The sequence below is a fragment of the Mesorhizobium sp. C395A genome (assembly GCF_030323205.1).
Classification (GTDB): domain Bacteria; phylum Pseudomonadota; class Alphaproteobacteria; order Rhizobiales; family Rhizobiaceae; genus Mesorhizobium.
In genome coordinates, this window is sequence record NZ_CP100473.1 from 142,306 (window position 1) to 161,708 (window position 19,403).

At 64.1% G+C, this 19,403-nt stretch carries 13 protein-coding genes; 3 read left to right on the forward strand and 10 right to left on the reverse strand.

The window, feature by feature from the left end; translation table 11 throughout:
* Positions 1 to 138: 138 nt before the first annotated feature.
* Complete coding sequence (locus NLY37_RS00665) at positions 139 to 753, reverse strand: LuxR C-terminal-related transcriptional regulator (RefSeq protein ID WP_286441287.1); 615 nt, start codon at positions 751 to 753, stop codon at positions 139 to 141.
* A 411-nt stretch (positions 754 to 1,164) separates the two neighbouring features.
* Here NLY37_RS00665 and NLY37_RS00670 point away from each other — a divergent pair, with 411 nt between their 5' ends.
* Together NLY37_RS00670 and NLY37_RS00675 are read left to right on the forward strand one after the other, a co-directional pair.
* Positions 1,165 to 2,250, forward strand: a complete 1,086-nt coding sequence (locus tag NLY37_RS00670) for an OmpA family protein (RefSeq protein ID WP_245270693.1) — start codon at positions 1,165 to 1,167, stop codon at positions 2,248 to 2,250.
* A gap of 56 nt (positions 2,251 to 2,306) precedes the next feature.
* Positions 2,307 to 3,551 carry a caspase family protein gene (locus NLY37_RS00675; RefSeq protein ID WP_023695269.1) on the forward strand — a complete coding sequence of 415 codons (1,245 nt, stop codon included), beginning with the start codon at positions 2,307 to 2,309 and terminating at the stop codon, positions 3,549 to 3,551.
* Between the two features lie 58 nt (positions 3,552 to 3,609).
* On the opposite strand, the gene NLY37_RS00680 is transcribed toward NLY37_RS00675, so the two are convergent.
* Entirely contained in the window at positions 3,610 to 4,173 is a 564-nt protein-coding gene (locus NLY37_RS00680) for a DUF6931 family protein (protein WP_023687008.1), read from the reverse strand.
* Positions 4,174 to 4,402: 229 nt separating this feature from the next.
* Here NLY37_RS00680 and NLY37_RS00685 point away from each other — a divergent pair, with 229 nt between their 5' ends.
* Entirely contained in the window at positions 4,403 to 4,939 is a 537-nt protein-coding gene (locus NLY37_RS00685; RefSeq protein WP_023682635.1) for an OmpA family protein, read from the forward strand.
* A gap of 79 nt (positions 4,940 to 5,018) precedes the next feature.
* Here the strand turns inward: NLY37_RS00685 and NLY37_RS00690 are convergent, their stop codons facing one another.
* The 8 genes from NLY37_RS00690 to tagH all read right to left on the reverse strand — a co-directional run bounded on the left by NLY37_RS00690 (position 5,019) and on the right by tagH (position 19,403).
* Complete coding sequence (locus tag NLY37_RS00690) at positions 5,019 to 6,632, reverse strand: caspase family protein (protein WP_023695271.1); 1,614 nt, start codon at positions 6,630 to 6,632, stop codon at positions 5,019 to 5,021.
* A 265-nt stretch (positions 6,633 to 6,897) separates the two neighbouring features.
* The gene (locus NLY37_RS00695; RefSeq protein ID WP_023740615.1) at positions 6,898 to 9,294 is read right to left on the reverse strand and encodes a M23 family metallopeptidase; all 2,397 of its coding nucleotides are present in this window, start codon (positions 9,292 to 9,294) and stop codon (positions 6,898 to 6,900) included.
* Complete coding sequence (locus NLY37_RS00700; protein ID WP_023667922.1) at positions 9,291 to 9,752, reverse strand: DUF1036 domain-containing protein; 462 nt, start codon at positions 9,750 to 9,752, stop codon at positions 9,291 to 9,293. Before NLY37_RS00700 ends, NLY37_RS00695 begins: the two co-directional genes overlap by 4 nt.
* 11 nt (positions 9,753 to 9,763) lie before the next feature.
* The gene (locus tag NLY37_RS00705) at positions 9,764 to 12,175 is read right to left on the reverse strand and encodes a serine/threonine-protein kinase (RefSeq protein WP_023740616.1); all 2,412 of its coding nucleotides are present in this window, start codon (positions 12,173 to 12,175) and stop codon (positions 9,764 to 9,766) included.
* Positions 12,172 to 12,930 (reverse strand): PP2C family protein-serine/threonine phosphatase, encoded by a 759-nt coding sequence (locus NLY37_RS00710; protein WP_023740617.1) that lies wholly within the window; start codon positions 12,928 to 12,930, stop codon positions 12,172 to 12,174. Before NLY37_RS00710 ends, NLY37_RS00705 begins: the two co-directional genes overlap by 4 nt.
* Positions 12,931 to 13,087: 157 nt before the next feature.
* Positions 13,088 to 16,609 (reverse strand): type VI secretion system membrane subunit TssM, encoded by a 3,522-nt coding sequence (tssM, locus tag NLY37_RS00715; protein WP_023732201.1) that lies wholly within the window; start codon positions 16,607 to 16,609, stop codon positions 13,088 to 13,090.
* Entirely contained in the window at positions 16,606 to 18,132 is a 1,527-nt protein-coding gene (tssL, locus tag NLY37_RS00720; RefSeq protein WP_023732200.1) for a type VI secretion system protein TssL, long form, read from the reverse strand. Before tssL ends, tssM begins: the two co-directional genes overlap by 4 nt.
* A gap of 251 nt (positions 18,133 to 18,383) precedes the next feature.
* Positions 18,384 to 19,403, reverse strand: coding sequence for a type VI secretion system-associated FHA domain protein TagH (gene tagH, locus NLY37_RS00725; protein WP_023740618.1), 1,020 nt, complete (start codon positions 19,401 to 19,403; stop codon positions 18,384 to 18,386).

The following is a 19,403-nucleotide window of genomic DNA, read 5'->3' on the forward strand; positions in this document are numbered from 1 at the left end:
CATCCTTCGAAAGATCGAGCCGCGACAGGCGCTCGCGGGCAACCGCGTTGGTATGGATCGATCGATATGCCGTGGGTTTCCGGCCTTTTGCCGGCATCCTGTCGACGCAGCTTGCCTTGCAGCGCGCCGAAGGTAGGATCAAAGCCCGCTTTTGTGACTTGGTCCCAGATGGTCGGAAGCTTCGCCAAAAGTCGCCCAGGCGAGTTCCGCCCTGCTGCCGAGGCGGAGCTTCTCGTAGACGTGATGCAGGTGCATCTTCACCGTGCCTTCGGATACATGCAGTCGCTGCGCAATGATCTTGTTGCGCAGGCCGCGTGAAACAAGGCCGGCGACTTCCGTCTCGCGTCCAGTAAGCTTTGGCGCGCGGTGAGGCAGCGGTCTCGGCGTCAGCAGATGCTGGAGGATATGGTCGTCGACCCACTTTCGGCCGCCTGCCACTGCATTGGCGCATTCGACAAGGTAGCTGTGGCTGATGCCGTCCATCAGCAGGCCGTCGGCATCGAGCTTGGGGATTTCGTTGAAGTCGAATCCGCCGTTTGGCTGCAGGATGTAGATGATGCCCAAAGGGCTGCTGGTGGCTCTCAGCCTTGCGGAAAGGCCGGCCGTCTGCCGGTCCACACCATCCAACCCTATGATGACAAGATCGGGCCGGTGGCGCTCCACCAAGGGGAGAACCTCAATCGTGTGGTGGCATTCTGCGACAACGCTGTGTCCCGCCTTCCGCAAAACCCACTCCAGACCGGCGAGATACACCCCCCGCGGGTCCGCGACTACCAAGCTCGACATGGGAACACGTCCGTAAAAAACGCAACGAACTTTGTTTAATATGTCAAGAAACCAGAGCTTCGGTCCATTGTCAAGGAGTTGCTAATATTGTAGTATATTCAAGGCTATGAATGGCATTTTCTGCGTTCGACAGGCCCGCCGAAGCGCTCGTGATCGCGCAAGGCGCCTCTGGATTTGACGCCTGTTAAGCTGCCAGTGATGACGGATTTTTGAGCTGTCTTCTCCCCTTGGGCAGACAGGCGGAGCTACTCGCAAAGCCAAATCATATGTTCTATGCTCGCTGGCATCACTGCGTTCGACAGCCGTGATCGGAACTGAGGTCTGTTGTCCTGAGGCGGGGCATCAATGTTCGAGGTCGGCGGATTTTTTCGGCAACGAATGCCGTTCTCAAAGGGCCGGCGCATCGTCGGCGCCCTTGCTCTCGTCGCCGCTGTATTCGGCCTGTTGCTGCTTGCGCCGGAAGTTGCGAATGCGCAGCCGAACTGGACGCTCGATCCGGCGAATTCGACACTCACCTATCAATCGGTGAAGAAGAACACCATTGTCGAAACCAACAAGATCAGGAACCTCTCGGGCACGCTGACATCGGATGGCGCCGCCAAGGTCACGTTCGACCTCAACTCGGTCGACACCGGCATAGACCTTCGCAATGTTCGCATGCGCTTCCTGTTCTTCGAAACCTTTAAGTTCCCGACGGCGGAAGTGACGGCGAAAGTCGATCCCGCCGCTATTGCCGATCTCGCCACCAAACGGCGCATGAGCGCGCATATCCCGTTTCGCCTGAGCCTGCACGGCGTCGACAAGGACCTTGAGGCCAATGTAGTGGTCACCATGATCACCGACAGCATGGTGTCGATCGCCTCGGAGGCGCCGGTCGCCGTGCATGTCGAGGATTTCGGCCTGTTGCCCAACATCGAAAAACTCCAGCAGGCGGCCAATGTCAGCAGCATCGTCCCGACGGCTTCGGTGTCGTTCGACTTCGTCTTCACCGCTGATGGGGCCAAGCCGGCGGCGGCGCCTGCCGTCGCGGCCGCAGCCCCAGCCGGTGCCGGGCCGGTCGCCACAGATGCAGGCAAGACGTCCTTCAGCGACGATGAATGCCTGAACAGGTTCGAGGTGCTGTCGCGCACCGGCGCCGTCTATTTTCGCCCAGCCAGCGCTCGGCTCGATGAAAAGAGCCGCCCACTGCTGGCCGAGGTGGTCGGCGTCGTCGGCAAATGTCCGAAACTGAAGGTCGAGGTTTCGGGCCATACCGATTCCGACGGGTCGCCGACGGCCAACAAGAACCTGTCGGAACGGCGCGCCAAGGCGGTCGCCGACGCGATCATCGCTGCGGGCATTCCATCGGCGCAGATCACGGCTTCCGGCTATGGCGAGGAAAAGCCGGTGGCGCCGAACGATACGCCGAAGAACAAAGCGCTGAACCGGCGGATCGAGTTCTCCGCCACGCCGCTCTCCAACTGAGCCGGTCCTTAACTGAGAAGGCCCGTCAACCGAAAAGGAATCCGGTGCGTTTGGACATGATTGCAAGTTGCGGCAACTTCATGCGCGGCATCGGCCTCGCCGTGCTGGCGCTTGCGTTGACCATGACCATTACCATGACCGCGGCCAGTGCCGAACGCCGCATCGCCCTGGTGCTCGGCAATTCCCATTACCGGAACGCGCCGGTGCTGCCCAATCCGGTGAACGATGCGCAGGCAATGTCCGATCGCCTGAAGGGGCTGGGCTTCGAAATCGTCTCCGGCCTCGATCTCACCAAGGCGCAGACGCAGGAAAAGATCGCGCAATTCGCGCGGCAGGTGCGTGGCGCCGATATCGCGCTGTTCTTCTATGCCGGTCATGGCCTGCAGGTCTCGGGCAGGAATTACCTGCTGCCTGTCGATGCGGCGCTGGAGGACGAGACCTCGCTCGACTTCGAAGCCGTGCAGGTGGACTTCATCCTGCGGCAGATGTCGCGCGAGACCAGCATCAGGCTGGTGTTCCTCGACGCCTGCCGCGACAACCCGCTCGCCGATGTGCTTGCCAAGGAGACTGGCGGCGACAGCACGGCAAGCAGCGGCCTTGCCGAAATACCGATCGAGAATGGCGGCGCCGGCACGCTGGTCGCCTTCGCTGCCAGTCCCAACCAGCTCGCCTATGACGGACCGGGCGAGCACTCGCCATTTTCGGCGGCGCTGCTTGCCCATATCGGCGAGGTCAACGTCTCGATCACCGAAGCGATGAACCGGGTTACGTCGGATGTGTTCAAGGCCACAGCCGGACGCCAGCGGCCCTGGATCAACGTTTCGCTGACCACCGATGTCGTGCTTCACAAGGTCGATCTCAAGGCGCCGCTGATCGTCGGCGATTCCGGCCCGGCTGCGCCCGAAGGCGATACGCAGGCGCGCACCGGCGCGGCCGCCAATCCGCCGGGTACGGACGCCGGCGAGCAGGCGCTGGAACAGCTGCGTGAGGAAATTCCGAAGCTGGGCTCGGACGCGCCAATCCTTTTCGATGTTCCGGTCAATTTCGGCGACCCGGCGATCGACGGCAAGAGCATCGCCCAACTCATCCAGGGCAAGCCGCACTTCAGTCCGGTCGAGGGCCTGGAAAAGTCCGTCTGGGACAACCAGTGCAGCAACTGTCATCAATGGACCGAGGAGCGGCTGTGCGACCAGGCCAAGACCTACGTCACCAATGATGCCTCGGTGTTGCGCCTGCAACACCCGCTGGGCACGCGCTTCAAGGTGGCACTCGGCAAATGGGCGCAAAACGGCTGCAAATGAGACCGCCAACAATGGGTTGGATCAGATTTCAATGAAATCTCATCACGATCCAGAGCAATCAGGCTCGGCGCAGCGCCTCGGTTTCGGCCAGATGGATGCCCATCTCGACAAAGGCGGTGAGCACGGAGAAACGGTCCGCCACCGCAACCCGCGCCAGTCCGGCCAGTATGCCGGCATTGACGGCATGCGCAGCCGGCAGCGGCCGCAGCCTCGACCCGTTGGTCTGCGGCGTCAGGCCATTGATGTGCCGTTGCGCCGCTAGCGCGATCCAGCCGGCAGGCGTGTGCTGCTGCGTCATCGCCGCCCCGGCGACAGCCTCCCGGCGGGTTGCATTGTTGGGGTCGCCGACCCACTCCTGGATCAGTGTCAGCGTTGCGAGGTCCTGCTCTTCGAGCAGCTCGGTCAGATGCCCCAGGCACTCATGGCCCCACCAGATTGCGGCCCGGTCAGGCAGGAGATAGGCGCAAAAGGTAATCGCTTCCTCGGGGATGCGCCCGGCCATCAGCCGGCGGCAGAACTCGAGCGAGGGTTGGTCGGTCGGAACGGCCGTCATGTCCCGAGCGACAGCCGTGTTCGCGGCGAAGAGATCGCGTGCGGTCTGGAATCGAAGCCCGTTGACCATCGCTGCTGTTATCCTCCCCCAGCCCTCACTCAACCCGCCTGCGAGGCGCGGGTCAAGTCTGTCGACCACCACATGTCCATGACGTTGTTCACAGACAAACGCCTCACGGTTTGGTATATTCCACAGCCGACCGTGATCTCGACAGATCATTGTCGAACAGGAAGAGTTGGCCCGGATCCATGGATCGGGCCTGAGTGAAAATCGGATGCTCGAAACGGGAGTAACCGTTATGCAGCGGCACATTTCAGTCTTGGCATTGGCGACCGTGCTTTTCTCGACTCACGTCTATGCCGACCCACTTCAGAAATCGGAAGACATTGTGAAGTTCTTTGCCGGCACGATCGATCACGGCGCGGCACGCGGGATTTGTGTCGGCACCGAGGACGAGTGCAAGAGCAAGACCGGCCAGAAAGAAAAGCCTCCGGAGAAGACCGGCCTCGATATGCTGATCAATTTCAGCCTGGATTCGTCCGAGCTCGACGCCAAGGCGCGCAGCGAACTCGACGAATTCGCCAAGGCGCTGAAGGACGATCGGCTGAGCAAGCTGTCCTTCGTCGTCGAAGGCTATACCGACGCATCCGGCTCGGCGACCTACAATGAGGGGCTGTCGCAGCGCAGGGCGCAGTCGGTGACGGCCTTCCTCGAATCCAACGGCATCGAAGCCACCCGCATCAAGGCGGTCGGTCTCGGCGAGGCCAATCCACGCAACCCCGACCCCTACGATCCCGTCAATCGCCGGGTCGAGATGCGGATCAAGGCGCAGTAGCGTCGCCGGCTGCGTTTTCCGGCCATCAACGCCGCGCGTCCAACGGACACGCGGCGTTTTTGTCGTTCGATGTGATCGATCAGTTCTTGAGCACGCCGCCGACCGCTACGCCGGTGCCGAAGATCAGCGCCTTGGTCAGGAAATCATTGTTGTCCCGCGGCGGCGGCTCATCCTCGCGCACGACCTCCCGGTTGCGCCTTTTCTGCACGAACTGCTGCTGTCGGCGCGGCTTCTGGGCGTACTGCTTCTTGCGTGGCTTTTCCGCCACCGGCTTCAGCGTGCGGGCCTTCTGCACCATCTGTTTTTTCGGCTTGTCCACGCCGGCCTGGTCGGCCTCATGCTTGGCACGCACGGCCTCCATCATCGGATCCGTCTGGATAACCAGGAATGCCAGTTGCTCGCGCGTCAGGAAGGTGGTCGGAGGCAGCCCGTTCCCCTCTTGCCAGTCGCCGATCGCTTGCCGGGTCTTGGCGCCGATATTGCCGTCAACGCGGCCAAGCTCGTTGCCCAGCGCCTCGACGCGCAATTGCAGGTCGATGCGGCCCTGGCGATCGAGACCGATCGCGTTCTCCGTCGCCTCGGTGCCCAGCACCTTCTTCATGTCGTCCGAAATGCCGACCGAGGTGCGCACGGCAGAACCCGAGTTCGCTTCGTCGGCATCGAGCGCTGCCACCTGCCGTTCCTGGGCTTTCGGATCGTTCAGCGCATCGATGTTGAGCCGCGCCACCGTGGCGAAGCGGCCATTCGGGAACTGTTCGAGATAGGCTTCGTAGAATGGCGCGGTGTTGCGCTTCGAGGCCTCGTCCCAAAGCCGCTGCTCGACTTCCCACGAAGGCGGTTCGCTGGTGACGGGGGCAGGGGCGGGCGCTGTCGCGGCGTTCGCGTCGTCGGCGGCCGGTTTTGCCACCGGCACGGCTTCGGCGGCCGGTTTGCCAAGGAAAACCTCGCGGCCCAGCGATGCGTTGTGCCATGGCCGCTGGCGGCCTTGCGTGGTCTCGGCCACTTCGCCGCGCACCCGCGTCAGCGCGCTCTGGATCTCGATGCCGGGTTCGGTCAGGTGCCTGGCGAGCGCGGTCGAGTAGGGGCTGTCGACGCCGTTGCCGTCAAAGGCGATGGCGCCCGGGTCGGTGGCATAAGCAATCAGGATGCCGCCGGTGCCGACGCCCTCTGATTTAGGGTCGATCGGCGCCAGGCCGGTGCCCAGCGCGGTGGAGCGGGTCTTCGGCATCGCGGCCGCCAGTGTGCGTGCCAGCGGATTGTCGCGGCAGGCATCGAGGATGATGACGCCGACCGCCGGGTCGGGTGGCAATGCGGCCATGAAGTCGTCGATCTGGACGGTGCGGGTCTTGAGATAGGCAGGTGACGTCAGTTCGGCGTCGACCGGGATCAAAAAGTTCTTGCCGTCGACCTGCATGCCGTGGCCGGCATAGAAAATGACGGCGAGGTCGGCATCGTAGGACTGCTCGGTGAATTTGCTGATCAGGCTGTGCATGCCGGCATTGTCCTGGTCGACGCCCTCGATCACCTCGAAGCCGGCATTGCGCAGCGTCGATGCGATGAGATGCGCGTCATTGGCCGGATTGGGCAATTCGACGGCATGGACGTATTTGCTGTTGCCGATGACCAGCGCGACGCGTTTGACGCCACCGGCATCCGGCGCCGCCGCCTGGACGGTGCCAAGCGCGGTCAGCATTAACAGAAAAAATCCGCTCAAAAGGACGGCAAACGCTTTCATGGGATCGGCCCTCCGCCCCAATGGGGCGCGTTATTGATGGCTGCGCATGCTAAATTTCACCAGCGACTGTATCGCTTCTGCCAAAATGGCTGTTGGGCGTATGTGATCCCAGCCACAGTTTTGGTTCACAAGGACCCAAAAACCTTCCCAAATATCCGCAAACATACCATTCGCCGGCCTCAGAACCAATCGGCTTGGCGAAAGCCGGGGCGAACTGCCAGCTCTAGCCCGGCTCAAGAGTATTTTGGATCGAGCCGACCAGTGCCGTTATCGCCTGCTTGTATTTTTCGAACTCCGGCGATGTCTGGCGGACTTCCGTCGTCGTCTGCTGGCCCGCATCGGTGGTGGCGGGCGTCGGCAATTTGCGGCCCATCTTCCGTTCCGCCCAGTCGACGACGTAGCTGGCGGTCTTGCCGGCAAGAAACGGGTTGGCCTGGATAACGGACGAGCCGAGCACGGCGCTCAACTGCGCCGATCCCGGCGACGCCAGCACCTGATGTGCGCCTTCCATGCCGAGGAAATGGCAGAGATAGAGCCGGCCGGCGGTAATCTGATGGCCGCGCGCCTTGAGATAGGCTTCGCCCTCGCGCGCCAGATTGCGCACCATCTCACGCGAGATGGTGGCGTCGTAGCGCAAAGCGAGCAGGTCTGCGGTCGACAGCGAGCGCGCCAGTTCGGGACGATAGGTGTTCATCATCCGGATCCAGGTCTTGGATATGAACTGGCCGGCGCCTGTCGCCGAAGACAGCGGGTTCTTGGCCCGCGCGCTACCGCCCGATTCGACGTGGACGATACGGTCGGTCAGGGTTTCGACGGCGGGATCGCTGGAAGTGACGGCGATTGCAGCGGTCACTGTTCCGAGCGGATCGATCGCCTGACCGCTTTGATAGAGTTCGAAATGCAAATGTGGCCCGGTCGACAGGCCGGTGGTGCCGATATAGCCGATGATGTCGCCGGCCTTCACCTTGGTGCCGACACCGCTGGCAATGGCGAATTTCGACATATGCGCGTAGCGCGTCTCGCGGCCGCCGCCATGGGCGATCTTGACCACATTGCCGTAGCCGCCGCCGTCGCCCTGGAAGATGATCTCGCCGTCGAAGGCTGCGGCGATCGGGGTCCCCACGGGTGCTGCCCAGTCGACGCCTTTGTGGATGCGAACAACGCCCAGGATCGGATGCTTGCGCGGCCCGAAGGTCGACGTCATGACTCCGTTGACCGGCGTCACCATGCCGTTGGTCACCGTCAGCGAGCGCACCTGGTCATCGCCCGAGACGCAGGAAAACTGGCCGTCGCTCTGCTGGAAAACGAAACAATCGAGGCTCTTTTGCGTGCCTTGGATGCCGACATAGAGCACCCGTCCGTCGGTCTCGTTCTTGCCGCGCGGCGTCTGCGAATAGATCAGCACAAGGCGCTGGTCCTCGCTGGCGAAAGCATCCAGATCCTGTCCGCGCGACAGATACATGATGGCTTCGCCGATGATGCCGCTCGGCACATTGTTGCGGGCCGCCGTCGAGTAGATCGCGTCGAGCAGGCGGTATTGCCGTTTCTGCGTGCCTTCGGTCTCGGCGCCCGAATAATTGAACAGGTCCTCGCGCACCCACGGGTCGACGCCCGACACGAAGGCGCCGGCCGCGTTGCGTGTCAGCGTGCCGACAAAGACGTTCCTGGCGTAGATCGAGACCTGCATCAGCGACATCGTCGCGGTCTCGCGCGTCGGCCTGAACCCGCGCATCGCCACGACATAGCCTGGCTGCAGGCCGTCCTTGTCGAACAGCGCCTTCAGCCCCTCGCCGGCAAGCTTTGCGTCGTCGGCGGAAAAATGCGCATCAAGCGCCACGCTGTCCAGGCTGCGGTCGTTGAGGATTTTCACGAAAATGTCCTGGGTCGCCTCGAAGCGCTGGTATTCCGAGCTGACGGTGGCAACGCTGGTGTTGTTTTCGACCGCTGTCTTCTGAAAGGCGGGGAGTGCTGCTTCGCCCTCATCGATGGTCTCGCCCCAGCCGGCCTCGGGGTCATCGGCCGCCGTCGATGCACCCGGAGCGACCTGCGGGTCAGGAGCTGGGCCGGAGGCCGCCGGAGCCCCGTCCGCGCCGGGCGATGGTTGAAGATCGTTCTGCAGGTCATTCTGCGGATCGTTGGGTTCGGCGGGTGGCGCGACCGCGGTCTTCCGCTGCGCCTGAAAGAAAGCGAAATCCTCTTGCGTCGAGGGGATCGTCGTCATGAATTTTTCGCTGGCGCTCAGCATCACGTCGGAGAGAACCATGATCTGAGGGGAGATGCCGGCCTGGTCGAGCTCCGTCGGGCGCGGCATCCCGCGGCTCTTGGCGGCGCCGGCTTCTGGCGCCAGTGTGATCCACATCGGGTCGCCGGCAAGGTCGATGATGGCCGGCACGTAGACCGATGCGTCGGCCGGTACGTCGTCCGAGCCTTCGACGGCGTGCAGTTCCTCGTCCTCGTCGCCAAACGACCAGTAGTCGGCGGTGAGATAAAAGCCGGTGGCAATCGCGGCGAGGACGATTGTCGCCAGGCCAGCCGCCAGTCCGAGCCAGATCCTGCGCCTGCGCAGCGCGGCGCGCGCCTGCTTCTTTGCTTTGAAGCTGGTGTCGATGCTGTGCGTCACGGCGCGCTTCCGGTCAGGAAGAAGGTCCAGCGCACCTGTTCCTGCGTGTCGACTTCGAGAAACTTCGCCGCGATATGGCCGCGCTGCCAGCATTCATCGATGCCGCGGATCGAGAACCGCCGCCGCTCGATGCACATGTCGGTGGAGCCTGCCAGAATGGCGTGGCCGAAGACATCCGTCGCGTAGATGTAGATGTAGCGGTTGGTCAGCTCCTCGCGGATGACGTTGACGCATTGATTGGCGCCGATGGTCCACCAGCCATCGGTCTGGTCGGCATCGTCGACCTTCTGACCGACGGCAAGATTGACGACGTCGAGCGTCTGGTTGCAGACGGTGAATTCGGCGCGCGCCTGCCCGGTGGAAAGAAGCGCCAGCAACAGCGTCGCGACCGCGCTCGCGGCGAGCTTCACGCGCACGTTCCGGGCAAGCAGGACGGGATCTCGGCGACGGCGTTGCATCGGCGTCGGTGCTAGCCGCCGAGGCGGAAGTATTTGGCGGTCGCCGAAAATCCCGAACTCCTGGCGCCGATCTCGTCGAGTATCCTGGGCAACAGCACCGAGGCCGGCGTCGGCGTTGTGAAGTCCGCCGCCTTAATGTCCTGCGGCCCGGTGATCACCATGATGATCTGCGGCAACGCCTTGCCTGCCGCCTTGTCGGCGGCGCCGAGCCCGATCGGGATCGAGAAGGTCGCCTTGTCGGCTTGTACGACAACATGGTCGTCGAGGTTGAAGGCGATGCCCCTGTGGTCGATCAGGAACACGCTCGACACCAGCCCGCCATGCGTCACCAGCGTGCCGTCGATCGGCGAGCCGTCCGGCACCGATGTCTGGTCGAGGACAAGCTGCGGCCTGTCGGCCGTGCTCGCGCCCATGAAACGCAGGAAGCCGGTGATCCCGCATTGCGGGGGCTGGATAAGGCGGACGCTGATATCCGGCTCGACATGGAACTTCGCCTGGAATTCCCCAAGCAACTGTTCGAAGGGTGGCACCGACGTGCCGAAGCCCTCGATCGCGACACCCTTGTCGGCGGCCGACGTCACCGTCGCAAAAAAACAATCACCACCATTGAAGGCGCGTACCCAGGTGACCCGCTCGGCGGCCGCATCGGCCGGTGGCGGCACCTCCGGCTTGGGCACGTTCATGGCAATGTCGGGCTCGGCCGGCTTGTCGGCCTGCTCACCGCTGGCAATATCGGGCTGGCTCGGCTTAGGCTCCGCGGTCGGTTCAGGCGCCTGCGTGTCCGGCTTGGGCGCCTGCGCGGTCGGTTCAGGCGCCTGCGCCTTGGGCTCGGGCGCTTGAGCGGTGGGTTCCGGCGTCGGTGCTGTGGGCGTGGGTGCCTGGGCCGTTGGTTCAGGTGGTTGCGTGGCCGGCGCTGTCGCCTTGGGCTCTACCGGCGGACTGACAGGCTCGGGGTTCTTCGCGGCATCGGACTGTGACGGGCCGGATGGCGGTTGCAGCGCGACGGTCTTGTCGATTGGTGCGGCCGGCAGCGGGGCCGTAGCGCTCGACGCGACTGGTGGCGTCGGCTGCGGCTCGACCGGCGCTTTGGCCTGATCTTCAGCCGCAGTCTCCGCTGGTTGCGTCTTTGGCACCGTCTTCTCGACCGGCGCAGTGTCCGGAACGGGCTTGTCAGCGACGATCGGCTTTGTCAGTTCGGGTTGGAGCGGCTTGCCGGTGTCGGTGACGCGAGGCCGGTCTCCGAATCCCACGATACCCGATGCATAGAGCCCTCCAAGCGATACCACGGCCACCGCCGACAGCACCGCGATCGTCAGATTTCTGCCTGTAGTAGCAGGCTTCGGCGGTGTGCTTGCTCGCTTGGGAGTTTCAGCAGCCGGTTTCGGCTGCGACAGGTGCGCCGGGCGCACGTGCGGCACGAAAGACGGCTCCGCCGTGCCGCTTGGCGGGGCCGAACCGAAGCCTTGGGCCGGCGAGTCCCCGACCTTCGAGACAGGCCCTGCGGTCTGCCCGGTTCGCGGCAGACCGGGCCGGGGCGCGAGCGATGCCGGCGGCAAGGTCGCGTCGCTGTCGTCGCGCGTCAACCGGGCGATTTCGGCCATGCTGGCCGGTCGATCATCCGGGTCAGGCTGCAGCATCGCTTCGACAATGTCCCTGAAATCGGCATCGATGCCGGAGAGATCAGGGACGGTCCGCCGTTTTTCGACGATCTCGTATTGCGAGCCGCCCATATCGATCGGCTTGCCGCGCAGCGCCGCCGCCAGCACCAGCCCCAGGCTGTAGATGTCGGACTGTTCGCTGACCTCGCCGCCATAGAGCCCGAGCTGCTCGGGGGAGACGTAATTGTATTTTCCGGCAAACTTGCCGCCGATCAGCGTCTCGCCACCGACCGCGGCCGATCGCGCAATGCCGAAATCGATGATCTTTGCCCGCTCGACCCGACCTCCCGGCAGGATGATGTTGTCGGGCGACAGATCGCGGTGGATGGCGCCGGCCTGGTGCACGGCGCTCAGGCCCGAGGCCAGCCGGTGGCACAGTTTGCGCACATCCGGAGTCGCCATCGCCCCGCCGCGCATGACGTCGTACAGCGACTGGCCGTCGACGAATTCCATCGCCAGATAGGGCCGCCCGATGCCGGGATCTATGGTGAAGACGTGGTAGCGCACGACCGCGTCATGCGACAGATGGTTGAGGATCGAGGCTTCCTTGCGAAACAGCGACAGGATCGTCTGGTCGCGGGCGAATTCCGGCAGCACGATCTTGATCGCGACATGATCGCCGGTCTGGATGTTGTGGCCGCGATAGACTTCGCCCATGCCGCCCGACGCGATGCGTTCGTCGAGCTCGTAGATGCCGCTGAGCTGCGTGCCGACGCTGGTATCCGCCATGTTGGGCAATAGCCGGGTCTTGTCGTCGGAGCTCATCGGTCGTAGCCTCCTGCTCGGGACAGGCCATTGCCTTTGTCTTTGATCTTGACCAGAACGATGGTAACGTTGTCCGTGCCGCCGCGCTCGAGCACCATGGTAAGCAGCTTTTCGCAGGCAGCCTGCGGCGCTGCCGAGAGCACTGCTGCCGCAATTTCCGCGTCGCTGACATGCGCCGTCAGCCCGTCCGTGCTGAGGATGAAAATGTCGCCGGCAAGGGTCTCTCCTTGCTGGAAGTCGATGGCGATCTCATCATTGACGCCGATAGCGCGCGTAATAACGTTGCGGCGCGGCCAGTTCTCCGCTTCGGCCGCGCTGATCGCGCCGCTGTCGAGCAGTTCCTGGACCTCGGTGTGGTCGCGCGAAATCTGCGAGATCGCGGCGTTGCGCACGAGATAGACGCGGCTGTCGCCCGACCACAGGCAGGCGAACCTGCCGTCCATGGCCAGCAGTGCGGCAACGGTGGAGCCGATGGTCACGCCGCGTGAACGCGAAATCCGGCGGATCTCGGCATGGGCCCGGTTCAACCGGTCCTCGAAGCGCGCGCGCAGATCCGGCGCCGAACTGGCGATGCCGATCGTCGCCAGATGCTCGACAATGCTTGCCGAAGCGACTTCTCCGGCCTCGTGCCCGCCCATGCCGTCGGCCACCACCCAGAGGCCGATCCGCGGCTCGACCAGAAAGCTGTCCTCATTGTGGTCGCGCACGCAGCCCTTGTGGCTCACGCCGTAGCTCTCAAAGGCGGCATCGTTCACTTGCCTACGCTCCGCAACGCCTTGGCTGACGTGCCTGGCCAGTCTGCCACAGCCCCATTCATTAGAGTATCGAAATCTAAGCCGCTGATGACGGACCGTGTGGTGCCGCCGCTGTCTCTGCGTCCTGCAATCGCTGGTCCTGCCATGCAATTCCCCATCAGAAAGCCTTCGGACAGCTGAACGCGGAAAGCGCCGGCAGCGTGAATGGGTTGCCGTTCTCCCCGGTCTTGATCGTGTAGGCGACATCCCGTCCGCCGATGACGAAATGCGCTTCGAGACTATCGCCATTGGCGGTGACCTGCCCCTTGTCCAGCAATCGTTTCAACGCCCAGGGACCGTCGAACTTGATTGCGGACTCGCGGCCGGGCAGCTCCGGCGTCAGGCTGAGACTGGCCGAACCGGTCTTGCCCGGCCACGGAATCAGGCCCGGCGTGTTGCCGGCCTGGGTGGCCTGCAGCACCTGGCCGTCGATATTGAGCAGCGCCATGTCGGCATCGCCATGCAGCGACAGCGGCGTGAAGGTGATGTTGATCGACGGCACCGGCCCGCCGAGCGGAAAGAAAGCCGCGCGGATTTGTGCCGCGAGCTGAAAGTTCTTCAGCGTCGATTTCGCCAGATTGCGGCCGAACCTGGTGTCCTGTTTCCAGTCCCAGTCCTGGCCGCTCATGTCGACCAGCGACGCCAGGTTCTGCGCGAAGAACCGGTCAAGAACCCCGCCCGGAGAAAACAATCTCGCAAAATCCGCCATGGCGACATCGTCGGTGCCGGCGGGGGCAAATGGAAAGCGCCCGGCAATCACCTCTTCGCACGGACGGCCGACGGTCTCCTCCAGCATTTCGTTGAGATGCGTGGTCGATGTTTCGGCGACGGTGCCCTCGAAACCGTCCGCCGCCGCGCTCACCATCCTGGCCAGCGCCTTCGGCAGCCGCGAAGCATTGGCGCGCAACGTCGAGATCTGCAGCTGCAGATTGGCGTTGGCCTGGTCCGTCTGGGCGGGGACATCGGCGGCCAGCCGCATGCTCTGATAGATTTCGCGGAAATTCTGGGTGAGGGCGTCGAGCGGCCGCTGCCCCGGCGCCCCGGCCACCAAAGCCTGGAAAGACCGGAACTGGGCTTCGATGTTGGCGCCGGGATCCTGGTTCTGGGTGCTGACAAAGGCGGTCCCGGCCCGGCTCTGCGATTTGCGCGCCGCAAGCTCGATGCCGATGCGGGCGAGGCCCTTGGCGCGCGCGGCGATTTCCTGGTCGCTGACTTGAGACGGCGCAGCCGGATTGCGCTCTTGCGTCAAAGCTGTTTCGCGCGCGATCGCCTCGAACAGCTGCATCAGCGGCGAACTCGGTGATCCCGCTGCGGACAGCGCCAGATATTGCGGTTTGTCGGCGGCCATTGCCTTGAACTTCAACCTGTCGAGCACCTCGTTCCACGCCGCCGCAAAGCCCTTGCCATAGCGATCGAGCAGCTCCGGGCCGAGCTTGAGCAATTCCTGGTCGAAACCGCCTTGCTCGCCGCTCGAGCCGATCACCCATTGATCGTCGACCAGCGCCTGCGCGCTCCTGGCAAGTTGCGCCAGATAGAAGTCGAAGCCGGCATGGGTGTAGAGACCGGGGACGCGAAGGCCGGCGAGATCGTTTCCGTCATTGCGCTCGAACAGCATCGGCGCCTCCGCGCCGGCTTGCGATGACACCGAAAAATCGTCCAGCGCCGCCGCATAGGTGGCCGACTGGATGAGCGCGGTGGCGCGATCGGCAAGGCTCATGCGGCCGAGCGAGCGCTGGGCGGATTCGACCAGCCCGCGGTTGAGTTCGAACGAGGGATCCTGGTCATCGTCGAGCGCCAGCATGGCGCGCAAATGCTTCTCCAGTTGCGCCCGGCCGTCGCGATTGTGGGCGCCGGGATAGCGGTTCTGTTCCCAGTCCCGCTTCAGCCAGGTGACGACCAGCTCGTCATCCACTTTCGGCGCCTTGCCGCCCAGCATCAGGTAAATCTTCAACGGCTCGTACAGCGCCATCGGATCGGCCATCCTGGCCTCGATCGTGCGTTCGAGCTGGAACAGCAGGCGCGAGCGGAACATCCGCTCCAGCCCCTGCCGGTAGGCGGTCTCGGAGGCCGAAAGGATACGTTCACGCTGGCTGAGGCCGAACGTCGCCGTGGCCGGGGTGGGCTGGTCTCTCGTATCGTAGCCGTCCGGCAGGCCGCGCAGCGCATCGAGCGCGCCGATGACGGTTTCGAGGTCGGCATCCAACACCGTCGTGCTGGCCAGCAGCGGCGCGGCTGTCGCGCGGTATTGGCCTGCCGCCTGGCCGGTCGCGGCGACCAGCGATTTGTTGGTCGTAAAGCTCAGGCCGAGAACGCCAAGCGCGGCGATCGCTATGGCCGCGATCGCTGTCAGGCCGGCGTAGCGGGCGATCGCAACGCGCCTGTCGGCCGCCCTGTCATAGGACACCCAGCCGGACTCGGCGAAAATGACGCGGCTCAACAGATCGTGCAGGAAGAAGCTTTTGCCGGTGCCGGAAAGATGCGCCTGGGCATTCCTGCCGAAACTGCGGCCTATGCTGCCCAGCAACTGGTCGATCGGCGTGCCTTCCTGCGTGCCGGAAGAAAAATACAGGCCGCGCAGGGGGGCGTTCAGCTGCTTGCGCGTCGGCTCGAAAACGCCCTCGAGGAAATTCACGATCCGGCCTTTCAGCGCACCGAGCTGCGCGGCGAAGCCGAAAATGGCGATGCGCGCGACCGGATCGGTCTCCGCCTGCAGCCGCTCGCTCATCTCTTCGGTCAGGCGCTTCACCAGCGCGTCGAATTCGGCTGGCGCTTCTGCGACCATGTTCAGGCCGCGCTCGGCGGTCTGGAAGGTCGCGCCCCACACCTTGCGCCGGCGTGCTTCGTCGAAACCGCCGAAATATTCCATGAATCCGGAGACCAGGTCGGCCTTGGTGAACAGCACGTAGACGGGAAAGCGGACCTTCAGGACCTCGTGGATTTCCTGCAGGCGGCTGCGGATCTCGGCGACACGGGCCGCCTGCTCTCCGTCCGCCATCAGATCGGCAAGGCTGATCGCCAGGATGACGCCATTGATCGGCTGACGCGTCCGGTGCCGCTTGAGCAGCGACAGGAACGCCAGCCAGCTTTTGCTGTCGGTCCGTGCATGGGAATCCTGCGTCGTGTAGCGCCCGGCCGTGTCGATCAGCACCGCCTCGTCGGTGAACCACCAGTCGCAATTGCGCGTACCGCCGACACCCGCCACCGGCTGCGCCTGGCCCGACCCGGCAAGCGGAAAGTTCAGGCCGGAATTGACCAGCGCGGTGGTCTTGCCGGCGCCCGGCGGGCCGATGACGATGTACCAGGGGACGTCGTAGAGGAAGTTGCGCTTGCCGCTCGACTGCCTGAGCGTCGCGACTGCTTCGTTCATGCGAGCTTCCAGCACCTTTGCATCGCTGCCGTCATCCTCGGCGCTGGCCATGGCGGCCTCCAGCGCCTTCTGCGCCTTGCGCCTGCGCCAGAACCGGATTGCATAGATGATCGCCACCGTTCCGACGACGATGCCGATGATCGCTGCCCGCAGCCAGATGGGATCCAACGGCCGGGCGCCGGCAAAGCGGATTAACGGGCCGGCGTACCAGACCGCGGCGGCAAAGCCGGCGAGCGCGAGCGCGCTGAAGATGCGCAGCAGCCAGCCGGTCACAGCATCTCCTCCCGCGGGATCATTACATCGACACGGCGGTTTTTGGCGCGGCCCTCCGGCGTTGCATTGTCGGCGATGGGCTCGTCCTCGCCCTTGCCCTCGACCTTTGTCCGCGACGGATCGCTGAAATGCGCTGCGATCATCTTTTCCACCGACTGGGCACGTGCGACGGAGAGGTCGAAATTCGATTTGAAGGCGCTGGTCTTCTTCGGTTTGACGTTGTCGGTGTGGCCGACGATCCGGATCGGCCCGCGCTCCGCGTCGAGAGCCGCCGCGATGCTGGCGGCCACCGGCTCGAACTCCGGCTTGACCTCGGCTCGTCCCGACTGGAACAGCAGGGCGTTGCTGATTTCCACGATGATGAAATCACCCTTAGTGCCGACGCTGACGCCGCGGCCTTCGATCTCCTTGGCCAAGGCAGTGCGGATGCGATCGACCTGCGCAATCGTCGTTGGCGCTGCGACGACCTTCACCTCCTCGGTCAGCGGCACGAAACCGGTGCGCTCGATGGTGACCGGCGTCGCCGGATTGAGCGCCAGCAACTCGCCGGCAATAGCCTCGCCATCATTGGTGATGAGGACCCGCAGCGTGAAAAAGGCTGCGGTCAAGCCCGCTGCGGTTGCAGCGGCTATGGCCCAGAGCGGAACCCGCCTGGAGCCTTGCGCCGATGTGACCGACAAGCCTTGCCAGCGCGGCGAGATGTCGTCGTCACCGAGGATGCGGAAATAGGCTGATGTCTCGTAGACGTCGCGGCGGACCCGTTCGAGGCTCTCGCGCGGCTGGCCGCGATACTGGCCTTCGAAGCCAAGCGACAGGCAGACATGCATCAGCTCGATGAGATTGCGATGAGGTTCCGGCGTCGCCAGCACCGTGTTCAGCGCCTGGAAAAAACCGGCGCCGGTGGGTTTGACCTGGAAGAAGCGCTGCAGCATGGCCTGCTGCGCCCAAGCATCCCGGCTGGAACCGGGCAGATTGGCGACGATATCGTCGGCGGTTTCGCAAAGCACATAGCTGGCGATTCGCGCATCCTCTTCCGAGGTATCGGTCCTGGCGATCTTGCGGTCGAAATCCTCGATCAGGCCGGCGACATGCTGCGCCAGCTTCTCGGCCGGTCTTTCGACAGCCATCAGCCGCAGATGCCCAAGCAGCATCAGCAAGGGCGCCGCGGCAGCGACGATCGGGTTGGCCGCGCCATAATCGACGGCATCGCTGGCGCCGAGCAGCGCATCCCATGGCGTTTTCCCCGCCGTCCCGGCTGAGCCGTGAACGGGCGGATCGGCCGGCGCGTTGGCGAAGGGCGTTCCCTGATAGATCACCGTCCCCGTGACGTCGGACGGCGGCTGGCGGCCGGCGTTGGGATCGAAAACCGTGGGTTCCGGGACGCTGGCAGGGGCGATCACCGTACTGCCGGGGGCCGGCGCATCGCGGGCGAGAACCGTCTTTTGCTTGCGGCCGGGATTGGGGCGGCTGGGGCGGATGACGGTTTTGCCGGTCGGATCGAAAGGATCATCCTTCGAGCTCATCGCCGATCCCTGCCTCTACGCCCGCGCGCCGCGACGCACAGCGCCATGTCCGCGCGAACGCGGACCGCAGGACGCTATCTCGCCGTGACATGACATGTGCCGCAGAACCCCGAGGTCGACCAACCGTACCCGCGTGCTCAATCGTCGTATGTGATCGTAGTCTCAGAAGGTTGCGATGGAAACCCGGCGCAATTTTGGTCGCGGCGGGCGCCTGGGTCGGCCTTCACGGTGTCTTCAGAAGTGCGCGGAGCTCAGCCCTTGCCGGTCTTCTGTTTGGCGGCCTTGGCATAGGCTTCGCTGAAATAGCTGAGGAATATGTCCAGCATGCCGTTCTCGTGCGCTTCCTCCTTGGCCCGCCAGGTCGCGACCAGTGCGTCCCAGGCGCGCGTCTTCTTCGAGGCAAAGGAGGATGGCGGCAGTTTTTTCGCAATCGCCTCGGGCGACAGATCGTCAAGCAACCGCGACAGCGCTGCCTGCATGGCGGCGAAGGTGGCGAATTCATGCGTTTTGAGGTCGTGGAAAGCGTCTTCGATGCTGTGCCGGGCATCGAGATAGCCGGCCCTGCGCCGCGCGAACATGATGTCGAGGATTTCGTCTGTCCCGGGCACGAACTTTAGCGGATTGTTGTCGGCGGAATTGATCATGGTGCGGTCGCTGGTCTTGGCCAGGACTTTTGCAGCGGCGCGCGCCTTCAACAGCAGCACCAGTTCGTCGACGACGATGCGCAGCACCGCGCCGATCTCGCCGGCCACCTCCTGCGGCTGGCGCAGCAAAAGCACCTCTGGCGGAATGCCGGCGCCGGCGGCAATCGCGCGCAGGATCTCGTCGGCTTGCTGCGGCCGGCTGGAGAGCGAAGCGGGCGGCGCGGTCGGTGACCGTGGCGATGCGGCATGGTCTGGAAAGGATCCAACGGGCATCTGCCGTTGCGTCGAACCATGGCCACCGAAGGCTGGGTTCCCGTCATCGATCGATACCGAGACGATATAGCGGCCGATCCGGAGCCGGTCACCCTGAGCCAGCCGGTGCGGGCCGGTCAGGCGCTGGCTCGACCCGTTGACGAATGTGCCGTTGCGCGAGACGTCGTGGAGAAAAAAAGCGCCGCCTTCGTAGCGGATTTCGCAATGCCGGCCGGAGATGAACTTGTCCGGATCGGGCAAGGTCCAGGCACAGTTCTCCCGCCCTATCTCGAAGCCGCGGTCGCGCGATGCGTAGCCGGGCGGCAGCCCGGCAGGCAGGACATCGACATTGCTGATCTGCAGACTGATGAACAT

What these genes read in the sequence shown, in the direction of transcription:
- NLY37_RS00670 (WP_245270693.1), top strand. Translation starts at nt 1,165, where the DNA reads ATGCCGTTCTCAAAGGGCCGGCGCATCGTCGGCGCCCTTGCTCTCGTC.
- NLY37_RS00675 (WP_023695269.1), top strand. Translation starts at nt 2,307, where the DNA reads ATGATTGCAAGTTGCGGCAACTTCATGCGCGGCATCGGCCTCGCCGTG.
- NLY37_RS00680 (WP_023687008.1), bottom strand. Translation starts at nt 4,173, where the DNA reads ATGGTCAACGGGCTTCGATTCCAGACCGCACGCGATCTCTTCGCCGCG.
- NLY37_RS00685 (WP_023682635.1), top strand. Translation starts at nt 4,403, where the DNA reads ATGCAGCGGCACATTTCAGTCTTGGCATTGGCGACCGTGCTTTTCTCG.
- NLY37_RS00690 (WP_023695271.1), bottom strand. Translation starts at nt 6,632, where the DNA reads ATGCTGACCGCGCTTGGCACCGTCCAGGCGGCGGCGCCGGATGCCGGT.
- NLY37_RS00700 (WP_023667922.1), bottom strand. Translation starts at nt 9,752, where the DNA reads ATGCAACGCCGTCGCCGAGATCCCGTCCTGCTTGCCCGGAACGTGCGC.
- NLY37_RS00705 (WP_023740616.1), bottom strand. Translation starts at nt 12,175, where the DNA reads ATGAGCTCCGACGACAAGACCCGGCTATTGCCCAACATGGCGGATACC.
- tssL (WP_023732200.1), bottom strand. Translation starts at nt 18,132, where the DNA reads ATGAGCTCGAAGGATGATCCTTTCGATCCGACCGGCAAAACCGTCATC.
- tagH (WP_023740618.1), bottom strand. Translation starts at nt 19,403, where the DNA reads ATGTTCATCAGTCTGCAGATCAGCAATGTCGATGTCCTGCCTGCCGGG.